At 38.0% G+C, this 16,948-nt stretch carries 22 protein-coding genes; 5 read left to right on the top strand and 17 right to left on the bottom strand.

The annotated features are described in order from the left end of the window. Positions 1–78 precede the first annotated feature (78 nt). Positions 79–1,476, bottom strand: a complete 1,398-nt coding sequence (uxaC, locus tag BV906_RS18395) for a glucuronate isomerase (RefSeq protein WP_087975076.1) — start codon at positions 1,474–1,476, stop codon at positions 79–81. 330 nt (positions 1,477–1,806) lie between these two features. Between uxaC and BV906_RS18390 the strand changes: the two genes are divergently transcribed. Genes BV906_RS18390 through BV906_RS18380 form a run of 3 tightly spaced genes read left to right on the top strand, consistent with a single transcriptional unit; the run spans position 1,807 to position 4,584 of the window. Further along, the gene (locus BV906_RS18390; protein WP_087975075.1) at positions 1,807–2,811 is read left to right on the top strand and encodes a TRAP transporter substrate-binding protein; all 1,005 of its coding nucleotides are present in this window, start codon (positions 1,807–1,809) and stop codon (positions 2,809–2,811) included. Further along, complete coding sequence (locus BV906_RS18385) at positions 2,804–3,289, top strand: TRAP transporter small permease (protein ID WP_087975074.1); 486 nt, start codon at positions 2,804–2,806, stop codon at positions 3,287–3,289. The genes BV906_RS18390 and BV906_RS18385 overlap by 8 nt, the downstream gene beginning before the upstream one ends. Then, a complete protein-coding gene (locus BV906_RS18380) occupies positions 3,289–4,584 on the top strand; it encodes a TRAP transporter large permease (RefSeq protein ID WP_087975073.1) in 1,296 nt (431 codons plus the stop codon). The genes BV906_RS18385 and BV906_RS18380 overlap by 1 nt, the downstream gene beginning before the upstream one ends. Before the next feature lie 101 nt (positions 4,585–4,685). Here the strand turns inward: BV906_RS18380 and sspO are convergent, their stop codons facing one another. Continuing rightward, the gene (sspO, locus tag BV906_RS18375) at positions 4,686–4,841 is read right to left on the bottom strand and encodes a small acid-soluble spore protein O (protein WP_087975072.1); all 156 of its coding nucleotides are present in this window, start codon (positions 4,839–4,841) and stop codon (positions 4,686–4,688) included. A 252-nt stretch (positions 4,842–5,093) separates the two neighbouring features. On the opposite strand from sspO, the gene BV906_RS20185 reads away from it, so the two are divergent. Continuing rightward, positions 5,094–5,936, top strand: a complete 843-nt coding sequence (locus BV906_RS20185) for a catalase (RefSeq protein ID WP_342744424.1) — start codon at positions 5,094–5,096, stop codon at positions 5,934–5,936. A gap of 8 nt (positions 5,937–5,944) precedes the next feature. Then, entirely contained in the window at positions 5,945–6,571 is a 627-nt protein-coding gene (locus tag BV906_RS20180; RefSeq protein ID WP_342744423.1) for a DJ-1/PfpI family protein, read from the top strand. Positions 6,572–6,584: 13 nt separating this feature from the next. Here BV906_RS20180 and rpsI read toward each other — a convergent pair whose 3' ends face one another. The 15 genes from rpsI to rplO all read right to left on the bottom strand — a co-directional run bounded on the left by rpsI (position 6,585) and on the right by rplO (position 16,938). Beyond that, a complete protein-coding gene (rpsI, locus tag BV906_RS18365; protein WP_087975071.1) occupies positions 6,585–6,977 on the bottom strand; it encodes a 30S ribosomal protein S9 in 393 nt (130 codons plus the stop codon). A gap of 19 nt (positions 6,978–6,996) precedes the next feature. After that, positions 6,997–7,434, bottom strand: a complete 438-nt coding sequence (rplM, locus tag BV906_RS18360; protein ID WP_087975070.1) for a 50S ribosomal protein L13 — start codon at positions 7,432–7,434, stop codon at positions 6,997–6,999. Between the two features lie 172 nt (positions 7,435–7,606). Continuing rightward, positions 7,607–8,362: a tRNA pseudouridine(38-40) synthase TruA gene (gene truA, locus BV906_RS18355; protein WP_087975069.1), complete on the bottom strand. Its 756-nt coding sequence runs from the start codon at positions 8,360–8,362 to the stop codon at positions 7,607–7,609. 17 nt (positions 8,363–8,379) lie between these two features. After that, positions 8,380–9,183 carry an energy-coupling factor transporter transmembrane component T family protein gene (locus BV906_RS18350; protein ID WP_087975068.1) on the bottom strand — a complete coding sequence of 268 codons (804 nt, stop codon included), beginning with the start codon at positions 9,181–9,183 and terminating at the stop codon, positions 8,380–8,382. Further along, a complete protein-coding gene (locus tag BV906_RS18345) occupies positions 9,180–10,049 on the bottom strand; it encodes an energy-coupling factor ABC transporter ATP-binding protein (RefSeq protein WP_087975067.1) in 870 nt (289 codons plus the stop codon). The genes BV906_RS18350 and BV906_RS18345 overlap by 4 nt, the downstream gene beginning before the upstream one ends. Next, the gene (locus BV906_RS18340; RefSeq protein WP_087975066.1) at positions 10,025–10,864 is read right to left on the bottom strand and encodes an energy-coupling factor ABC transporter ATP-binding protein; all 840 of its coding nucleotides are present in this window, start codon (positions 10,862–10,864) and stop codon (positions 10,025–10,027) included. The genes BV906_RS18345 and BV906_RS18340 overlap by 25 nt, the downstream gene beginning before the upstream one ends. Before the next feature lie 501 nt (positions 10,865–11,365). Continuing rightward, entirely contained in the window at positions 11,366–11,719 is a 354-nt protein-coding gene (rplQ, locus tag BV906_RS18335) for a 50S ribosomal protein L17 (RefSeq protein ID WP_087975065.1), read from the bottom strand. A 45-nt stretch (positions 11,720–11,764) separates the two neighbouring features. Continuing rightward, a complete protein-coding gene (locus tag BV906_RS18330) occupies positions 11,765–12,709 on the bottom strand; it encodes a DNA-directed RNA polymerase subunit alpha (RefSeq protein ID WP_087975064.1) in 945 nt (314 codons plus the stop codon). A gap of 197 nt (positions 12,710–12,906) precedes the next feature. Then, positions 12,907–13,296 (bottom strand): 30S ribosomal protein S11, encoded by a 390-nt coding sequence (gene rpsK, locus BV906_RS18325; protein WP_087975063.1) that lies wholly within the window; start codon positions 13,294–13,296, stop codon positions 12,907–12,909. A gap of 21 nt (positions 13,297–13,317) precedes the next feature. Further along, positions 13,318–13,683, bottom strand: a complete 366-nt coding sequence (gene rpsM, locus BV906_RS18320) for a 30S ribosomal protein S13 (RefSeq protein WP_087975062.1) — start codon at positions 13,681–13,683, stop codon at positions 13,318–13,320. 22 nt (positions 13,684–13,705) lie between these two features. Continuing rightward, positions 13,706–13,819, bottom strand: coding sequence for a 50S ribosomal protein L36 (gene rpmJ, locus BV906_RS18315; protein ID WP_010095733.1), 114 nt, complete (start codon positions 13,817–13,819; stop codon positions 13,706–13,708). Between the two features lie 31 nt (positions 13,820–13,850). Further along, positions 13,851–14,069, bottom strand: a complete 219-nt coding sequence (gene infA, locus BV906_RS18310; protein WP_010652072.1) for a translation initiation factor IF-1 — start codon at positions 14,067–14,069, stop codon at positions 13,851–13,853. A gap of 457 nt (positions 14,070–14,526) precedes the next feature. After that, positions 14,527–15,171: an adenylate kinase gene (locus BV906_RS18300; RefSeq protein ID WP_087975061.1), complete on the bottom strand. Its 645-nt coding sequence runs from the start codon at positions 15,169–15,171 to the stop codon at positions 14,527–14,529. A gap of 34 nt (positions 15,172–15,205) precedes the next feature. Further along, a complete protein-coding gene (secY, locus tag BV906_RS18295; protein ID WP_087975060.1) occupies positions 15,206–16,498 on the bottom strand; it encodes a preprotein translocase subunit SecY in 1,293 nt (430 codons plus the stop codon). Beyond that, on the bottom strand, positions 16,498–16,938 hold the full coding sequence (gene rplO / locus BV906_RS18290; protein WP_087975059.1) for a 50S ribosomal protein L15: 441 nt from the start codon (positions 16,936–16,938) through the stop codon (positions 16,498–16,500). The genes secY and rplO overlap by 1 nt, the downstream gene beginning before the upstream one ends. Between the last annotated feature and the right edge of the window lie 10 nt (positions 16,939–16,948).

The following is a 16,948-nucleotide window of genomic DNA, read 5'->3' as shown; positions in this document are numbered from 1 at the left end:
TATCATTTCCTCTCTTCACTACTTTATTTGAAATGAATCATTTACATTATACATAATAATGGGTGGAAATAGAAATCCTTATATTCCAAAGTAACGTTTTGAATTTTCATAGCAAATATTTCTTACATATGTTTCAAGTAATGCCATATCCTTTGGTGCTTTGCCTTCCTCTACCCATGTTCCTAATAAATTACATAAAATTCTTCTGAAATATTCATGCCTTGGGAAAGAAAGAAAGCTTCTGGAATCAGTCAACATACCAACAAAATTACTAATCAACCCCATATTTGCGAGTGTCTTCATTTGGTCTTCCATGCCGTCAATTGTATCATTAAACCACCATGCAGTTCCAAATTGGACTTTACCAGGTATTTCACTAGTTTGGAAATTACCTGCCATTGCTGCAAGTATATTGTTATCTCGTGAATTCAGGCTATACAAGATAGTTTTCGGAAGTTTATCATTGATATCCATCGCATCAAGTAAATTCGATAATTTATTCGCCAGCAGTTGATCACCAACAGAATCAAATCCACTATCCGGTCCTATTAATTTAAACATTCTTGTACTATTATTACGCAATGGATTGATGTGTAATTGCATAACCCATCCTTTATCTGCATACAACTCGCCGAGTGTTACCAATGTGTATGTTTTAAATTGTTCCACTTCTTTTTCGGATAATATTTCACCATTTAAACGTTTAAGGAAAATGTTAGCAACTTCACTTTCAGTTGCCGCTTCATAAAACATGACATTGATACCATGATCAGAGCTTCGGCAGCCATTTTCATCAAAATATTCCACACGACTTGCTAATCCATCTAAAAAGGCACGGTAATTTTCTATCGTCGTGTTTGTTGCCTGTTCTAGTTTCCCTACCCAAGCTAAAAAGTCATCATTTTCAATGCTTAACCCTTTATCCGGTCTAAATGACGGTGATACAGTTAATGCTTGATTCTCTTTAGCTAATGCTTGATGGCTTGCAAGGTCATCGGTAGGGTCATCCGTTGTTCCAACAAACTCAACTTTTTTATTTCTTAATAATGATCTTGTTGAAAATTCAGGGCCTGCCAACTTTTCATTTGCCTCTTCCCAGATAGCTGGTGCAGATTCCTCATTAAATACTTGATCAATATCAAAATACCTTAATAACTCTAAGTGTGTCCAATGGTAAAGTGGATTTCCAATTGTGTTAGGTACTGTTTTTGCCCATGCCATAAACTTCTCATAATCACTCTTATTGCCAGTAATATAATCCTCACTTATTCCATTTGCACGTAAAGCGCGCCATTTATAGTGGTCCCCACCTAACCAAACTTGAGCCAGATTAGAGTAATTCTTATCCTCTAAAATTTCATGCTGGTTTAAATGGTTATGATAATCAATAATTGGTAAGTTCTTTGCTGTATTATGATAAAGCTCTTTCGCAGTTTCATTATAAAGCAAAAAATCGTCGGTAATAAAGGTCTTCACTTTTAATCATCCCTTCCGTTTTATTATATAATGATTTTTCCCTAATCCATTTATAATAGAACCTAATTTTTAAAGTTCTAGTCAAATAGTTAGTTTGTTTACAAAACAAACTATTTATATTATACTAACCTTATCATATATGTAAACGTTTTATATTTCAAGGGTTTTACTATATGATTACCAAATAATCTAAATGTAGAGTGATAAAGTCTATAATCAGCAAAAATAAACATTCACTACCTAAAATATAGTCATTTATAGAATTAACTTTAGATTAATTAGGGAAGCTATTATTTATAACTACATTTGTACACCTAGGGAGGTTAAAGGATGAAGAAGACCCTAACAATAATAACGGTTTCATTAATTTTAATGGTTCTTGTTGGTTGTCAAAACGTGTCAGGTGACTCGGGTACAAAGGAGTTGAAGATTGCACATAATCAAACACTGGATCACCCTGTACACCTTTCATTAGTGGAATTTGGCAGATTAGTGGAGGAGAAGTCAAATGATACAATCCAAGTGGAAATTTTTCCGAATGGCCAGTTGGGAAGTGAACGGGAAGTAATTGAACTAACGCAAACAGGAGCAGTTGATGTTGCAAAAGTCAGTGCCAGTGCCTTGGAAGGATTTGAATCCGATTACTCTATTTTTAGTCTGCCATATGTTTTTGAAGAATATGAGGAATTCGAACACGTAATGAATACAAATTCGATTACTGATCAGATTTATCAACAGACAGAGGATATTGGCTTTATTGGACTAACCTATTATAATGCTGGCATGCGTCATCTATATACAAAAGATAGGGAAGTAAATGATTTATCAGATATGAGTGGCTTAAAAGTAAGGGTTCAGCCCAGTCAGACAAGTGTAAACATGATTGAAGCTTTAGGGGGTATACCGACAGCAATGGCGTATGGTGAGGTATATACTTCCCTGCAATCTGGAATCATTGACGCTGCCGAGAACAATGAAACCGCCTTAGTTGGAAATAATCATGGGGAAGTTGCCAAGTATTATATGTATACAGGCCACCAAATCGTTCCGGATATGTTGATTATGAATGCCGAACGATTTAACCAATTTTCCGAAGAAGAACAGGCACTTATCCAGGAAGCAGGAGATGAATCAACCGTCTACCATGAAGATGTATGGGCGAAAGCAATAAAGGAGCAAACAGACACAGCCAAAAATGAGATGGGCGTGCAATTTATTGAAGTAGACAAAGGGCCATTTATCGAAGCTGTACAACCGCTTCATGAAGCATATGCCAATGATGAAAAGACAAAAGATATTTATGAGCTAATTATGGGAGGGAAAGCGAATGATTAAATTTAAAGACAAGCTGGATAAAACACTTTTAACGTTTTCATCCTTTTTGCTGATTATGATGGTTATCCTTTCCCTATGGCAAGTATTAGCGCGATATGTATTTAATATTTCGTCTCCCGGTACTGAAGAAGCAACAAGATACTTACTAATTTGGTTTGGATTAATGACAGCTGCATATGTATTTGGAGCAAAGAAACATATTGCCATCCTATTTTTCAGAGAAAAATTCAGTGGTAAAACAGTTATTTTATTTGAGCGGATTACCGATATACTGATTATTTTACTTACTGGGATTCTTATGGTTTATGGAGGCATTAGAGTTGTGCTATTAACTTCTGCACAAACTGCCGCAGCAACTGGAATATCTATGGCATTCGTCTATGCTGCATTACCAGTCTGTGGAATCTTAATTATTATGTATACGATCCACAGCATGTTAACAGGCAAGGAAAGCCATAATGAGGAGGTTGGAGTATAATGGAAACTATAGCAGCGATCGTATTATTTGCCAGCTTTCTCTTATTATTGTGGTTTGGGGCTCCAATTGCAATCGCAATCATTGCCAGCTCCGTAGTGACCTTTTTACTCGTACTACCATTTGATGTAGCAATCATGACCTCGGCCCAACGTATGGTTACCGGGATTGATAACTTTACAATGCTCGCTATTCCATTATTCGTACTATCAGGGATTATTATGAATACGGGCGGAATAGCGTTTCGTTTAGTTAACTTCGCCAAGATACTTGTCGGTAAGCTACCTGGTTCTCTTGCACATACGAATGTAGTTGGAAACATGCTCTTTGGATCGATTGCTGGTTCTAGTGTTGCATCGGCGGCAGCAATGGGTCGTATTATGACACCAATGCAAGACAATCAAGGATATAAAAGAACCTATTCTGCAGCAGTAAACATTGCATCTGCACCGACAGGTTTAATTATCCCCCCAAGTTCTGTGCTAATCGTTTACTCACTTGTCAGTGGTGGTACTTCGATTGCAGCATTATTCATGGCTGGCTATATACCTGGGATTCTTTGGGGGCTTGGGGTAATGGTTGTTGCTTATTTCATGGCTAGGAAAGAAAATTATCCGGTATCAAGCTTACCAACCTTTAAAGACGTGCTCTATATTATCTGGAGTGCTATTCCAAGTTTACTATTAATCGTTATCGTTATTGGCGGGATTATTGCCGGGATATTCACAGCAACAGAGGGTGCAGCCGTCGCAGTACTTTATTCCACTGTACTCTCACTAATATATAAAAGCTTAAAGTTAAAGGATTTTCCGGTCATATTAAAAGAAACCATTGAAATTACTGGGATGATTCTATTCCTAATCACTGCTTCTGCATTATTTTCATTGATTATGTCCTACATGAGCTTACCGCAATTAATCAGTGATGCACTATTATCTATAACAGATAATCAAGTTGGAATACTGCTTATTATGCTTTTGATTCTGCTTCTTGTCGGTACATTTATGGATATCACACCTGCTGTACTCATATTTACACCTATATTCTTACCAGTAGCAGAAACATTCCAAATGGATCCTGTTCACTTTGGAATGGTATTATGTTTTGCTTTATGTATTGGAAACATGACACCGCCTGTAGGTAGTGCACTATTTGTTGGAGCAACTGTAGCCGATGTTAGAATTGAACAAGTTATTAAAACCTTGCTTCCATTCTTTGCAGTAGTTATTGTGGTTCTGTTATTTGTAACATTTATCCCACAATTAAGCTTGTTCCTACCACAGTTATTTGGACTATAAATTGAAAACCGCTTTGGTATATACCAAAGCGGTTTTTTTTACCTACACCCGAACGGTGATACAAACAGTGCCTGTCACTGCACAGTTTTTGTTGAATTCTGTTACTGTCGTTTTTTTGTTTTTTTATTATTATATTTCTCTGCTGGGGTCAAGGGTTCATTGGCAAACTCATGATCAAATTCCTTTGATAACTTTCCTCGAACCGCTTGCTCGTCGCTCATTGCTCCACTTAGTTTATTCCTCGGCTTTTTGCTCATATTGAAAACCTCCCTAGATTTATTCATTCCTAAATAGGTTCTGCCCTTCCCTGGATTTTCATTCATGTTCTTATTTTTAGTAAAGTCCCATATGAATATAATTGGATTGAAAAATCTAAACGAAAGGGTTGTGATTACATGGATGAACAGGATGAAAAGAGGAACAAAAAGGATGATGACAACAATCCTAAGGACGATCAACTAGACCAATACCGCGAAAAAATACAGGGCCAGGCAAGAAAATGACGGATGATGGATGGTTGGCCAATCAATACATTTCGATTTATTAATGAACAAGGAAAATCAACTTTTGTTAGATTTAAATGGATTCCAAAACTTGGTGTTCATTCCTTATTACTGGATGAAGCAAACATAATTGGAGGGGTTGACCCAGACTTCCATCGTCGGGATATCGTTCTAGCGATTGAAAATGGAGCCTATCCTGAATATGAACTTGGTGTACAGTTAATCGCCGAAGAAGATGAATTCAAGTATGATTTTGATGTATTAGATGATACAAAATTATGGCCTGAGGAAGTAATTGCTGTTCAAACTATTGGTAAAATGACGTTAAATCGGTTAGTTGACAATTTCTTTGCTGAAGAAGAACAATCAGCTTTTGACCCATCCAATCTTGTTCCAGGAATTGATTTCACCAATGACCCTGCACTACAGGGAAGAGCAATGGCCTACCGGGATACTGAATTATATCGACACCATTCATCCAATTTTGAAGATCTCCCAGTGAACAAATCTCTTGCTGAAAAGAACTTTAATCTTCGTAAAGGGCGTATGAAATATCGGATAGATGTTGATGCAGTGGATTATCATAATAATTCATTAGCTGGTAATACACCGTCTGAAGCATCATTTGAAGAGGGTGGATTTGTCAATTATCCACAAAAAGTAGAAGGTCACGTTACAAGAGAACTTCCAAGTGACTCGTTTTACGATTTCTTTTCACAGCCAAGAATGTTTTGGAACAGTCTTTCACAGATAGAAAAACAAGATCTTGTGGAAACATTTATCTATCACCTTGGCAGAGTGAAAAGCGCATCGGTTAGGCAGAAAATGTCGAAATGTGGGCCAATGTAGACCAAGAAATGGCATGCATTTTAGCTGAAAATGTTGGGGTTGAACGACCGAAGAAATCACATGTGCAAGTTGAAAAGAGTTATCCATCCCTAAGCCAAATGAATACACCATTTTATGCCTGTACACAAAGAGTTGCTGTTTTGATTGGTAACGGATTTAACGATAAAGAAGTAGAAAATACTTTGAACGTCTTTCAACAATATGGGGTCTTTATAGAAGTTGTAAGTGAAAATTTAGGTACTATTACAGGGGTAAATGGTACAAAAATCGAAGTTGATAAGACATTTATTACAACTTACCCTATCTTGTATGACTCGCAATATGTTGTTGGTGGAAATGCCAAGAATGAAGCAAATTTCCATCAAAACATCCTGACATTCGTAAATGAAGCATACAAGCATTATAAACCTATTGGTATCGCCTCAATTGGACAGTCTTATATTCACAGATCTGATAAAAATAACTTAGCTGGAATTGTCTTTGCCACTAACAACCCTAACTTCGAAAGTGAATTTATATCTCCGCAATCGCCAAACAACGCTTTTGGGATCGAACATAAAAACCGGGGGGATGCCTGCCACCCCCGGTTTTTATCAAAAAAAAGCCCCCAACCAAATCGGTTGAGAGCCTTGTAACGATAATATAAAATTAACGTTTTGAGAACTGAGGTGCTTTACGTGCGCCTTTAAGACCGTATTTTTTACGTTCTTTCATGCGTGAATCACGAGTTAAGAAGCCTGCACTCTTTAAGCTTGGACGGTATTCTGGATCTGCTTCTAGAAGCGCACGAGAGATACCGTGACGAATAGCACCAGCTTGACCAGTGAATCCTCCACCATGAACGTTAACTAAAACGTCATAAGTTCCTTGTGTTTCCGTAGTTACTAATGGTTGATTTAAAATCAACAATTGAGTTTCATACGGGAAGTAGTCTCTTGCATCACGACCATTGATTGTGATATTACCTGTACCTGGGATTAGACGTACACGGGCAGTTGAGCTTTTGCGACGACCTGTGCCGTAATATTGTACTTGTGCCAATTGATTAACCTCCTTTAAATTATCCGCGAAGTTCGTAAACTTCTGGTTTTTGTGCTTGATGTGTATGTTCAGCGCCTCTGAATACATGTAATTTTTTAATCATTTTACGGCCTAATGGACCTTTTGGAAGCATACCTTTGATAGCAAGTTCAAGCATTTGCTCAGGGTATTTTGTACGCATTTCATCAGCATTACGTTCTTTTAATCCACCTGGGTGGTTAGAGTGACGGTAATACATTTTGTCATTGATTTTGTTACCTGTTAATTCGATTTTCTCTGCATTGATAATGATCACATTATCACCAGTGTCAGCATGTGGTGTGTAAGTTGGTTTTTGCTTTCCGCGAAGGATAGCAGCAACTTCACTCGCTAGACGACCAAGACGTTGGCCTTCAGCATCCACAACAAGCCATTTGCGTTCAATATTTGATTCATTCGCCATGAAAGTTGTGCGCATGATAGATTTCCCTCCATATATCAAAAATTCATTATTATTTTCATTCGTTTTTTTATATTCTTAACATAATTAGATTCCGGGGCTAATCATGGTTTAGAAATAAAATGCCATATATTATGTTACTATAAAAAGCAATGATTTGTCAAGGGCTTAGGACATTTAATCCTGTTATTTATTGCATTTCTTTATCATATTTCACATTCCATAAATATAAGCCATTTGGTGAGATAGTTTTTCCTGCTTGCCCACGATCCTTCTTCTCGATCAGGATAAGAATATCTTCCGGTTCCCTTCGCCCTTGTCCAATATCCAGTAGAACACTGACCATAATACGAACCATATTATATAGAAAGCCGCTCCCACGGAAAATAAATTCCACTTCATCTCCCTGCTTTGTACAGGATGCATGGTAAAGCGTTCGTACTTTCTCTCCTTTAATCGTTGATTTCGCTGAAGAAAATGTAGTGAAATCATGTGTTCCTTCTAAGTACTTACAGGCTTGTGAGATTTTATTAATATCAAGTTCATATGGAAAGTGGTAAGAATAATTACGTTTAAATACATCCGGTTCTACCGTATTTCGAACATAATAATGATACTCTTTCTCAAATACACTATATCTAGCATGAAAATCTTCTGAAACTTTGATAACCTCCTTAATGAAAACATCATCAGGAAGGAGTGTATTCAGAGCACGTTTCCAGTTCTTTTCGGAAATATCGTATATGGAATCAAAGTGAATCACCTGTCCAACTGCGTGTACGCCCGTATCCGTGCGCCCTGAAGCTTGCAATCGAATTCCTGATCCTTTATGTATCTCTTTAAGAACTCTTTCCAGGACCCCCTGTACGGTCCGGTTTTGTGGTTGGACCTGAAACCCAGAAAATCCAGATCCATCATATTCAACAACACATTTTAATCTAGCCATTATTCTTCAGCCTTTCTTTAGCTATACGACCTAATCAATAGTAATGCGGCAACTACGATAGCGAACAAAATAAAAATAAAAATATCGCGTTTTTCTATTTTTAACTCCCTGAGTTTTGATCGACCTTCGCCACCCTGATATCCTCGTGCTTCCATTGCCATTGCAAGTTCCTCTGCACGTTTAAATGCACTTACAAATAATGGTACTAAAAGTGGCACAACTGCTTTGATTCTTTCTTTGATGGGACCGGTTTTAAAATCGACGCCGCGGGATGCCTGTGCCCTTGAAATTTTATCTGTTTCTTGCATCAATGTAGGTATGAATCTTAATGAAATAGACATCATTAACGCTAATTCATGGACGGGAAACTTAAATCGTTTTAGGGGATGGAGCATGTCTTCAATTGCATCGGTAATTTCGATTGGTGTCGTTGTTAACGTCAATAATGATGTAACTAGAATTAATAAGAAAAAGCGCAGAGCAATAGCTATCCCCTGAATAAGCCCACCAGAATAAAATTCAAAAATCCAGAACTCCAGTATAACCGTTCCTTCTCTTGTAACAAATAAGTGCAAAATAAAAGTAAAAATAATTAAAAACCATACTGGTGTTAGACCCTTTATAATAAAACGAATCGGTACCTTAGAGGTAAACATACATGTCAGCGCAAAAACAGTTAATAAACTATAGCTTGCAATATTATTAGCAAAAAAAACGATAAATACAAAAAAGAAGATAATCGTAATTTTTGTTCTTGGATCAAGACGGTGTACTAACGAATTACCTGGAACATATTGACCGATAATCAATGAATTATTCATCTGGATTCAGCCCCTTCAATGATCTGCTGAATCGATTGTGCAATTTCTTTGATTGATTGTTTTTGGAATGGAATAGTCTGCCCAAACTTTTCCTCAAAACGATTTAAAAACTGGACGATTTCTGGTACATCTAACTGGACACTTTGAAGTGCATCCTTTTCATTAAAGACCTCTAGTGGTGTACCTTCCATAAACTTTGTACCTTTATTTAGAATTAGCACCTGATCAGCATATTTTAAAGCATCTTCCATACTATGTGTTACAAGAATGGTTGTTAGGCCCTGTTCCTTGTGTAATTTATAAAACATATCCATGATTTCCTTCTGTCCTCTTGGATCAAGGCCTGCAGTCGGTTCATCGAGCACAAGCACATCCGGCTTCACAGCCAGCACACCCGCAATAGCAACCCTGCGCATCTGTCCACCACTTAAATCAAATGGAGAACGTTCTAAGACCGTTTCATTAAGTCCTACAGCTGGAATAATTTCTTTAATCCGTTGCCCAATCTCAGCTTCATTTACACCAAAGTTTTGCGGTCCAAAAGCTATGTCCTTTGCAACCGTCTCTTCAAACAACTGATGTTCTGGGTACTGAAAAACGACACCGACACGACTGCGTAATTCTTTCATATCCCTTGGTTTATCGTGTTTTGATAGTCTATATTCTCCAATTACTACTTCTCCATCTGTTGGGACAGAGAGGCCATTTAAATGCTGAATTAAGGTTGATTTACCCGAACCCGTGTGCCCGATTATCGCCATAAATGTTCCTGATTCTACTTGAAAGGATAGGTCTTCTATTGCCTTATGTGAAAAGGGCGTATTTGGTTGGTAGATATAGGTTACGTTCTTGAATGTAATATCCATAGGTCCTCCAACAATTCTTCCTGATTTAATGGTGTCGACTTCAAACTGACACCTGCATGTTTCAATTCTTCTGCTAAGATGGCTACGAAAGGAACATCCAGACCGATGGTGCGCAATGCATCTTTCTCCAGAAAAATTTCTCGTGGGGAAGCTTCCCTCCATTTATTTCCATTGTTCATAACAATAACACGATCAGCCTGAACTACTTCTTGTAAATCATGTGTAATGGTGATCAGTGATAATCCACTACTCTCCTGAATTTCCCCAACCGTATCCATAATCTCTTTCCGTCCACTAGGATCCAGCATAGCGGTAGCTTCGTCCAAAATGAGCACCTTCGGGGAGATTGCCAATACACTTGCTATTGCAACGCGCTGCTTTTGTCCACCAGATAATCGATGTGGCTCCGTTAGCCGGTAGTCCTGCATACGAACAGCAGATAAGGTTTCTGTAATTCGTTTCTGCATTTCGTCTCTTTGAACTCCTCGATTCTCCATACCAAATGCGACATCATCCTGTACAGTCGCACCAACAAATTGATTATCAGGATTCTGAAAAACCATTCCTACTTCTTTACGAATACTCCAGATCGATTCCTCATTTACTTGCTGTCCACCGATAACAATCTCACCTTCTTGAGGGAATAACAATCCATTCAATAACTTAGCTATCGTTGACTTTCCGGAACCGTTATGACCAATAATCGCAACCCATTCATTTTCATAGATTTCAAATGAACAGTTTTTTAATACCCAGGGTCCATCTTCATCGTACCTAAAAGATACATTTCTGAACTCAACTAATTTCTTACTCATCGTGAAACCTCCTCTACCTCTATCTGAAGACCCAATTTATTATGTATGTAGTATGTTTTGTACCGCCTGAAAAGATAATATATAATATCTCATCAGTTTAAGTTGAAAAAAGCTGTCTGTCTAGTAGAACGTGGATTGATTATGAAGGGGGAGAGAGATAAGAGATAGATACTCTTAACCCTTTACTTATGTTTCATTATCTCCTTAAACCTGCATTCTATCTATTTTAAACACTCTTGACAGTGCCAGCCTTTCCTGTCTAGTATCGCTTGGACTAGAGACTACGGAGCATAAGCATTAGACACTCCGCGCTAAACCCGTGTGCTCTACGGTCCCCTACTTATGTCCTGCGTCTCTGAACAGCCCGCTATACTTTTCTTTCTAGATCCAGCTCCGACTCCCAGAAGCTGCGGTCGCCTCCGCCTTTCAATACTACAAAAAAAGGGCTTGGATTAACCTCGTGAGAGAGATTGAGTCCTGCCCTTGCCCGCTTGTAGCTGATTATACCAATTCAATGATTGCCATTTTTGCTCCATCACCTTGGCGTTCGCCGAGTTTAAGAACACGTGTATATCCACCTTGTCGTTCTTCATAACGCTTAGCAACATCATCAAATAGTTTTTGAAGAACGCTGGTTTCTTCATCTGCTTGTTTATTATATAAAAATGCTGCCGCTTGACGACGGGCATGAAGATCCCCACGTTTTCCAAGTGTAATCATTTTGTCTACTACCGATTTAAGCTCTTTCGCTTTTGCTTCTGTTGTTTCAATCCGTTCATGAATAATTAAATCAGATGCAAGGTTGCGAAGTAGTGCCATACGATTGTCTGTTGTACGTCCTAACTTTCTAGCCACGGACTATCCCTCCCTTTTTTGAAACATTAAAGGTGACTGTATAAATCAGTCATCATTACGTAAACCTAAACCTAGGTCCGTTAATTTTACTTTTACTTCTTCTAAAGATTTACGACCTAAATTACGTACTTTCATCATGTCCTCTTCAGACTTGTTAGCAAGCTCCTGAACAGTATTGATTCCAGCGCGTTTTAAGCAATTGTACGATCTAACAGATAGATCAAGCTCTTCGATTGTCATTTCCATGACTTTCTCTTTTTGGTCTTCTTCTTTTTCAACCATGATCTCAGCTTTTTGGGCTTCATCCGTTAAACCAACAAATATATTGAGATGTTCTGTGATAATCTTAGCACCTAAAGAAACAGCTTCCTCAGGACGAATACTACCATCTGTTGATACATCCAAAGTTAATTTATCATAGTTTGCCAATTGGCCAACACGTGTATTTTCTACTTGGTAAGTTACACGTGATACTGGAGTGAAAATGGAGTCAATCGGAATAACACCAATTGGTTGTTCCTCACTTTTATTTTCTTCAGCTTGACGATAGCCACGACCACGTTCAGCTGTTAATTTCATATGCAAGTTACCTTTGCTGTTTAGCGTAGCAATCTCCAATTCAGGATTCATTACTTCTACATCACTATCATAGGTTAGATCAGCAGCAGTAATTTTCCCTTCACCTTGTACATCTAATTCTAATGTTTTTGGTTCATCAGAATAAATTTTTAAAGCAAGTTTTTTCAGATTCAAAATTATGGATGTTACATCTTCTACAACACCATCAATCGTTGAAAACTCATGCAGTGCCCCGTCTATTTGAACTGTAGTAACTGCAGCACCTGGAAGTGAGGATAATAAGATACGACGCAAGGAGTTTCCAAGAGTGGCACCATATCCACGTTCAAGCGGTTCAACCACAAATTTTCCAAATGTAGCATCATCGCTAATTTCAAGCGTTTCAATTTTTGGCTTTTCAATTTCGATCATTCAACAAAACCCTCCTTTAAAACGTCGAAACCCCGGCTAGACAACTGTCTAACCGAAATTCCTCAAATAAGGCAGTTGGCGTTTCTGCGCTACCTGTAATTCTTTCGTACATGTCTGTCAAAATACTGATTAATCGTGCTTATATTTAAGCCATCATAATCCATTATAGACAGGGTAACAATTTTTATACGGTATAATTACACACGACGACGTTTTGGTGGGCGGCAACCATTATGAGGAACTGGTGTTACGTCAACAATTGCAGTAACTTCTAAACCTGCAGCTTGAAGTGAACGAATTGCAGCTTCACGACCAGCACCTGGGCCTTTAACAGTAACTTCTAATGTTTTCATGCCATTTTCAACTGCTGTTTTCGCAGCAGATTCAGCTGCCATTTGAGCTGCAAAAGGGGTTGATTTACGAGAACCTTTGAAGCCTAATGCACCAGCAGAACTCCATCCAACAGCATTACCGCGAGTGTCGGTAATTGTAACAATTGTATTGTTAAATGTAGAACGGATATGTGCTACACCTGATTCAATATTCTTTTTCACACGACGTTTACGTGTATTTGTTTTACGTGCCATTGATTAGCTTACCTCCTTACATTACTTTTTCTTATTAGCCATAGTTTTACGTGGGCCTTTACGAGTACGTGAGTTGTTTTTAGTATGTTGTCCACGAACTGGTAAACCACGACGGTGACGAATACCTCTATAAGATCCGATTTCAATCAGACGTTTGATGTTAAGTGAAACTTCACGACGAAGGTCACCCTCAACATTATACTGTTCAATTGCTTGACGAATTTTACCTAATTCTTCTTCTGTTAAATCACGTACACGTGTGTCTTCAGAAACGCCTGCTTCTTTAAGGACTTTCTGTGCAGTTGTTTTCCCAACTCCGTAAACGTAAGTCAGTGAAATTACAACGCGTTTGTCACGTGGAATATCAATACCTGCAATACGTGCCATAGATATTTAGCACCTCCTGTTTTTAGCCTTGTTTTTGTTTATGTTTCGGATTTTCACAAATCACCATTACTTTACCTTTGCGTTTGATGACTTTACATTTTTCGCAAATTGGTTTAACAGATGCTCTTACTTTCATCATCTTTACCTCCTTTTATATCGGAGCTCGTTTATTTATAACGGTACGTAATTCGCCCTCTGGTTAAATCATACGGAGAAAGTTCAACCGTCACTTTATCACCCGGTAGTATACGGATAAAGTGCATACGGATTTTACCAGATACATGCGCTAAAACCGTATGGCCATTTTCAAGCTCAACTTTAAACATCGCATTTGGCAATGTATCCGTTACGGTACCTTCAACTTCAATTACATCATCTTTCGCCACCTGAGTTGATCTCCCTTCTTCAAATCAGTCACAACCACACCGATAAATTTCGTTATGGTATATCATTATTTCCTATTTGTGACACGACCAGTTTCTAGAAGGCTGTTCTGGGACTTCTGGAACATAATAGTCCATTGTCTCTATATGATGCAGATTCTTCTTTATTGGTCTATTCGTTATGCGCTTTTCCCCGTCGGCCAGCAGAATAAACTGATCAACAACAATTACTATTGCAATTGCATACTGACCAAATCGCTTCCTTGCTTCATACGAACAACCTGACCCTTCCGAGGAATCGAATCATTTTCGCACAACAGCGCTCACAATCACTTAGGCTATCGTTTAAATTCTATAATAGGTAGAAATAGAGTAACTAATAAATTCTAGTCAACTCACGTCACTTATTATAACACAGAGAAAGAAATGCATCTAATCTGTATAAAAGGCAATAAATAACTTACTTCTCTAAAATAGATTGAATATCCTGAAAGACTAATTCAATATCCCGATCTCCGTTTACCTTCACAAGATAACCTTTATCCTGATAAAAATCAAGTAATGGTTGTGTTTGCTCTATATTTACAGACAAACGTTTTTTAACCGTCTCTGGCTGATCGTCATCCCGTTGAATTAACTCAGAACCATCCTTATCACATATACCTTCCACTTTAGGAGGGTTGTATGCTACGTGATAAGTTGTTCCACAAGCTGGACAAATTCTCCGTCCTGTTAAACGCTCTACCAATTTTTCTTCTGGTACATCCACATGTAGAACATAATCAATAGATCGATTCAAATCAATAAGAAGTTGTTGTAAAGCTTCTGCTTGCGCAATAGTCCTTGGAAAACCATCCAAGAGAAATCCGTTCGCACAATCAGCTTTACTTAAACGTTCTTTTACAATTCCAATAGTTACCTCATCAGGTACAAGATTACCTTGATCCATATATTCCTTAGCTTTTAATCCAAGATCAGTACCTTCTTTAATAGCCAAACGGAACATATCCCCTGTTGAAATATGTGGGATATTATATTTTTCATTTATTTTCTCTGCCTGTGTACCTTTACCAGCACCAGGTAATCCCATTAAAATTAAATTCAATATTTTCCCCTCGCTCTTTATTGGCAGCAGGAAATTACTTAATAAATCCTTTGTAGTGACGCTTCACTAATTGACTTTCTAGTTGTTTCATTGTCTGTAATGCTACCCCTACAACGATTAGTAAACTTGTGCCACCTATTTGTACTGCTGTCGGTAGATTAGCAAGACCACCCAATATCATAGGAAATATAGAAACAGCAGCTAAGAAAAGTGAACCTACAAATGTTAAACGATACATAACACGAGTAAGGTACTGTTCTGTATTATTTCCAGGACGTATACCAGGAATATATCCACCTTGTTTTTGCAAGTTTTCAGCCATCTGTTCAGGATTAACCTGAATGAACGTATAGAAATATGTGAAAGCAATAATTAGTGCTGCATATATTACCATACCGACCGGCTGCGTATAATCAAATACATACGAAATCGTTGAAGCAATTTGACTGCCTTCAAAGAAACCAGCAATTGTAGTTGGTGCAATCATAAATGCAATCGCGAAAATCACAGGAATAACACCAGCAGCATTTACTTTAATAGGTAAATGTGTTGATTGACCACCAACTGGAGATCGATTTACAGTCTTCTTTGCATACTGGATTGGAATTTTCCTTAATGCCTGGTTTACAAAAATAACTCCAACTGTTACAGCTATAGCAACCAATGCAATCAGTAAAACAATAACGATGTTTATAAATAACTCATCACCAGGATTAACAAAATACTGGGTGTAAAGTTGACCAACACCATTTGGTACTGCCGCAACGATACCAGCAAATATTAGGATAGAGATCCCATTACCGACACCATTTGCAGTGATTTGCTCACCAACCCACATTAGAAATGCCGTTCCAGCTGTTAATACAATAGCAATGATCAGAAATTTCATTATGGTAGGATCAGTTATTAACATACCGCCAGCCATCGCATTGAAACCGACTGACATTGCAATTGCTTGAATAAAAGCAAGAACAATTGTGCCATAGCGAGTAACTTGCGCAATCTTTTTACGACCCATTTCACCTTGCTTTTTCCATTCGGTAAATTTAGGTACAACATCCATTTGCAATAATTGCATGATGATGGACGCTGTAATGTATGGCATAATTCCCATCGCAAAGATAGAGAAGTTTTGTAAGGCTCCGCCACCAAAGGTGTTCAGAAACCCGAAAACATTTTGCTGGTTCATAAAATCAATTGCTGCTTTATCAGTAAACGGTACAGGTATAAATGTACCTAAGCGGAAGACAATCAACATTAACAATGTAAAAATTATTTTCCTTCTAATATCAGCAACGCGCATAAAATTGGAGATTGTGCGAAACATTAGATCACCTCAGTTTGACCGCCCGCTGCCTCAATTGCCTCTTTAGCTGAGCTTGAGAACTTATGAGCTTTTACTGTTAATTTCTTTTCGATAGCACCATTACCAAGTATTTTAATACCAGCATTAAGTTTGCTTACGACACCTTTTTCAAGTAAAAACTCAGGTGTAATTTCAGTTCCTTCATCAAAGCGATTTAATGTGTCTAGGTTTACGATAGAATAATCTTTACGGTTGATGTTTGTAAATCCACGTTTAGGTAAACGTTGGAATAAAGGCATTTGTCCACCTTCAAAACCTGGACGTACACCACCGCCTGAACGTGCTTTCTGACCTTTATGTCCACGACCGGAAGTTTTTCCGTTACCAGAAGACATACCACGACCAACACGATTTCTCTCTTTACGAGTTCCTTCTGCTGCCTTCAATTCATGAAGTTTCATGCGAGCACCT

The sequence above is a fragment of the Oceanobacillus rekensis genome (assembly GCF_002153375.1).
In the GTDB taxonomy this organism is placed as follows: Bacteria; Bacillota; Bacilli; order Bacillales; family Amphibacillaceae; genus Oceanobacillus; species Oceanobacillus rekensis.
This window is presented reverse-complemented; position numbering and strand designations above follow the sequence as displayed.

Bases quoted from the DNA above. Each gene is read 5' to 3' on its own strand.
- BV906_RS18390 (WP_087975075.1), top strand. From the start codon at position 1,807: ATGAAGAAGACCCTAACAATAATAACGGTTTCATTAATTTTAATGGTT.
- BV906_RS18385 (WP_087975074.1), top strand. From the start codon at position 2,804: ATGATTAAATTTAAAGACAAGCTGGATAAAACACTTTTAACGTTTTCA.
- BV906_RS18380 (WP_087975073.1), top strand. From the start codon at position 3,289: ATGGAAACTATAGCAGCGATCGTATTATTTGCCAGCTTTCTCTTATTA.
- sspO (WP_087975072.1), bottom strand. From the start codon at position 4,841: ATGAGCAAAAAGCCGAGGAATAAACTAAGTGGAGCAATGAGCGACGAG.
- BV906_RS20185 (WP_342744424.1), top strand. From the start codon at position 5,094: ATGGATGGTTGGCCAATCAATACATTTCGATTTATTAATGAACAAGGA.
- BV906_RS20180 (WP_342744423.1), top strand. From the start codon at position 5,945: ATGGCATGCATTTTAGCTGAAAATGTTGGGGTTGAACGACCGAAGAAA.
- rplM (WP_087975070.1), bottom strand. From the start codon at position 7,434: ATGCGCACAACTTTCATGGCGAATGAATCAAATATTGAACGCAAATGG.
- truA (WP_087975069.1), bottom strand. From the start codon at position 8,362: ATGGCTAGATTAAAATGTGTTGTTGAATATGATGGATCTGGATTTTCT.
- BV906_RS18350 (WP_087975068.1), bottom strand. From the start codon at position 9,183: ATGAATAATTCATTGATTATCGGTCAATATGTTCCAGGTAATTCGTTA.
- BV906_RS18345 (WP_087975067.1), bottom strand. From the start codon at position 10,049: ATGGATATTACATTCAAGAACGTAACCTATATCTACCAACCAAATACG.
- BV906_RS18340 (WP_087975066.1), bottom strand. From the start codon at position 10,864: ATGAGTAAGAAATTAGTTGAGTTCAGAAATGTATCTTTTAGGTACGAT.
- BV906_RS18330 (WP_087975064.1), bottom strand. From the start codon at position 12,709: ATGATCGAAATTGAAAAGCCAAAAATTGAAACGCTTGAAATTAGCGAT.
- rpsK (WP_087975063.1), bottom strand. From the start codon at position 13,296: ATGGCACGTAAAACAAATACACGTAAACGTCGTGTGAAAAAGAATATT.
- rpsM (WP_087975062.1), bottom strand. From the start codon at position 13,683: ATGGCACGTATTGCAGGTATTGATATTCCACGTGACAAACGCGTTGTA.
- rpmJ (WP_010095733.1), bottom strand. From the start codon at position 13,819: ATGAAAGTAAGAGCATCTGTTAAACCAATTTGCGAAAAATGTAAAGTC.
- secY (WP_087975060.1), bottom strand. From the start codon at position 16,498: ATGTTTCGCACAATCTCCAATTTTATGCGCGTTGCTGATATTAGAAGG.
- rplO (WP_087975059.1), bottom strand. From the start codon at position 16,938: ATGAAACTTCATGAATTGAAGGCAGCAGAAGGAACTCGTAAAGAGAGA.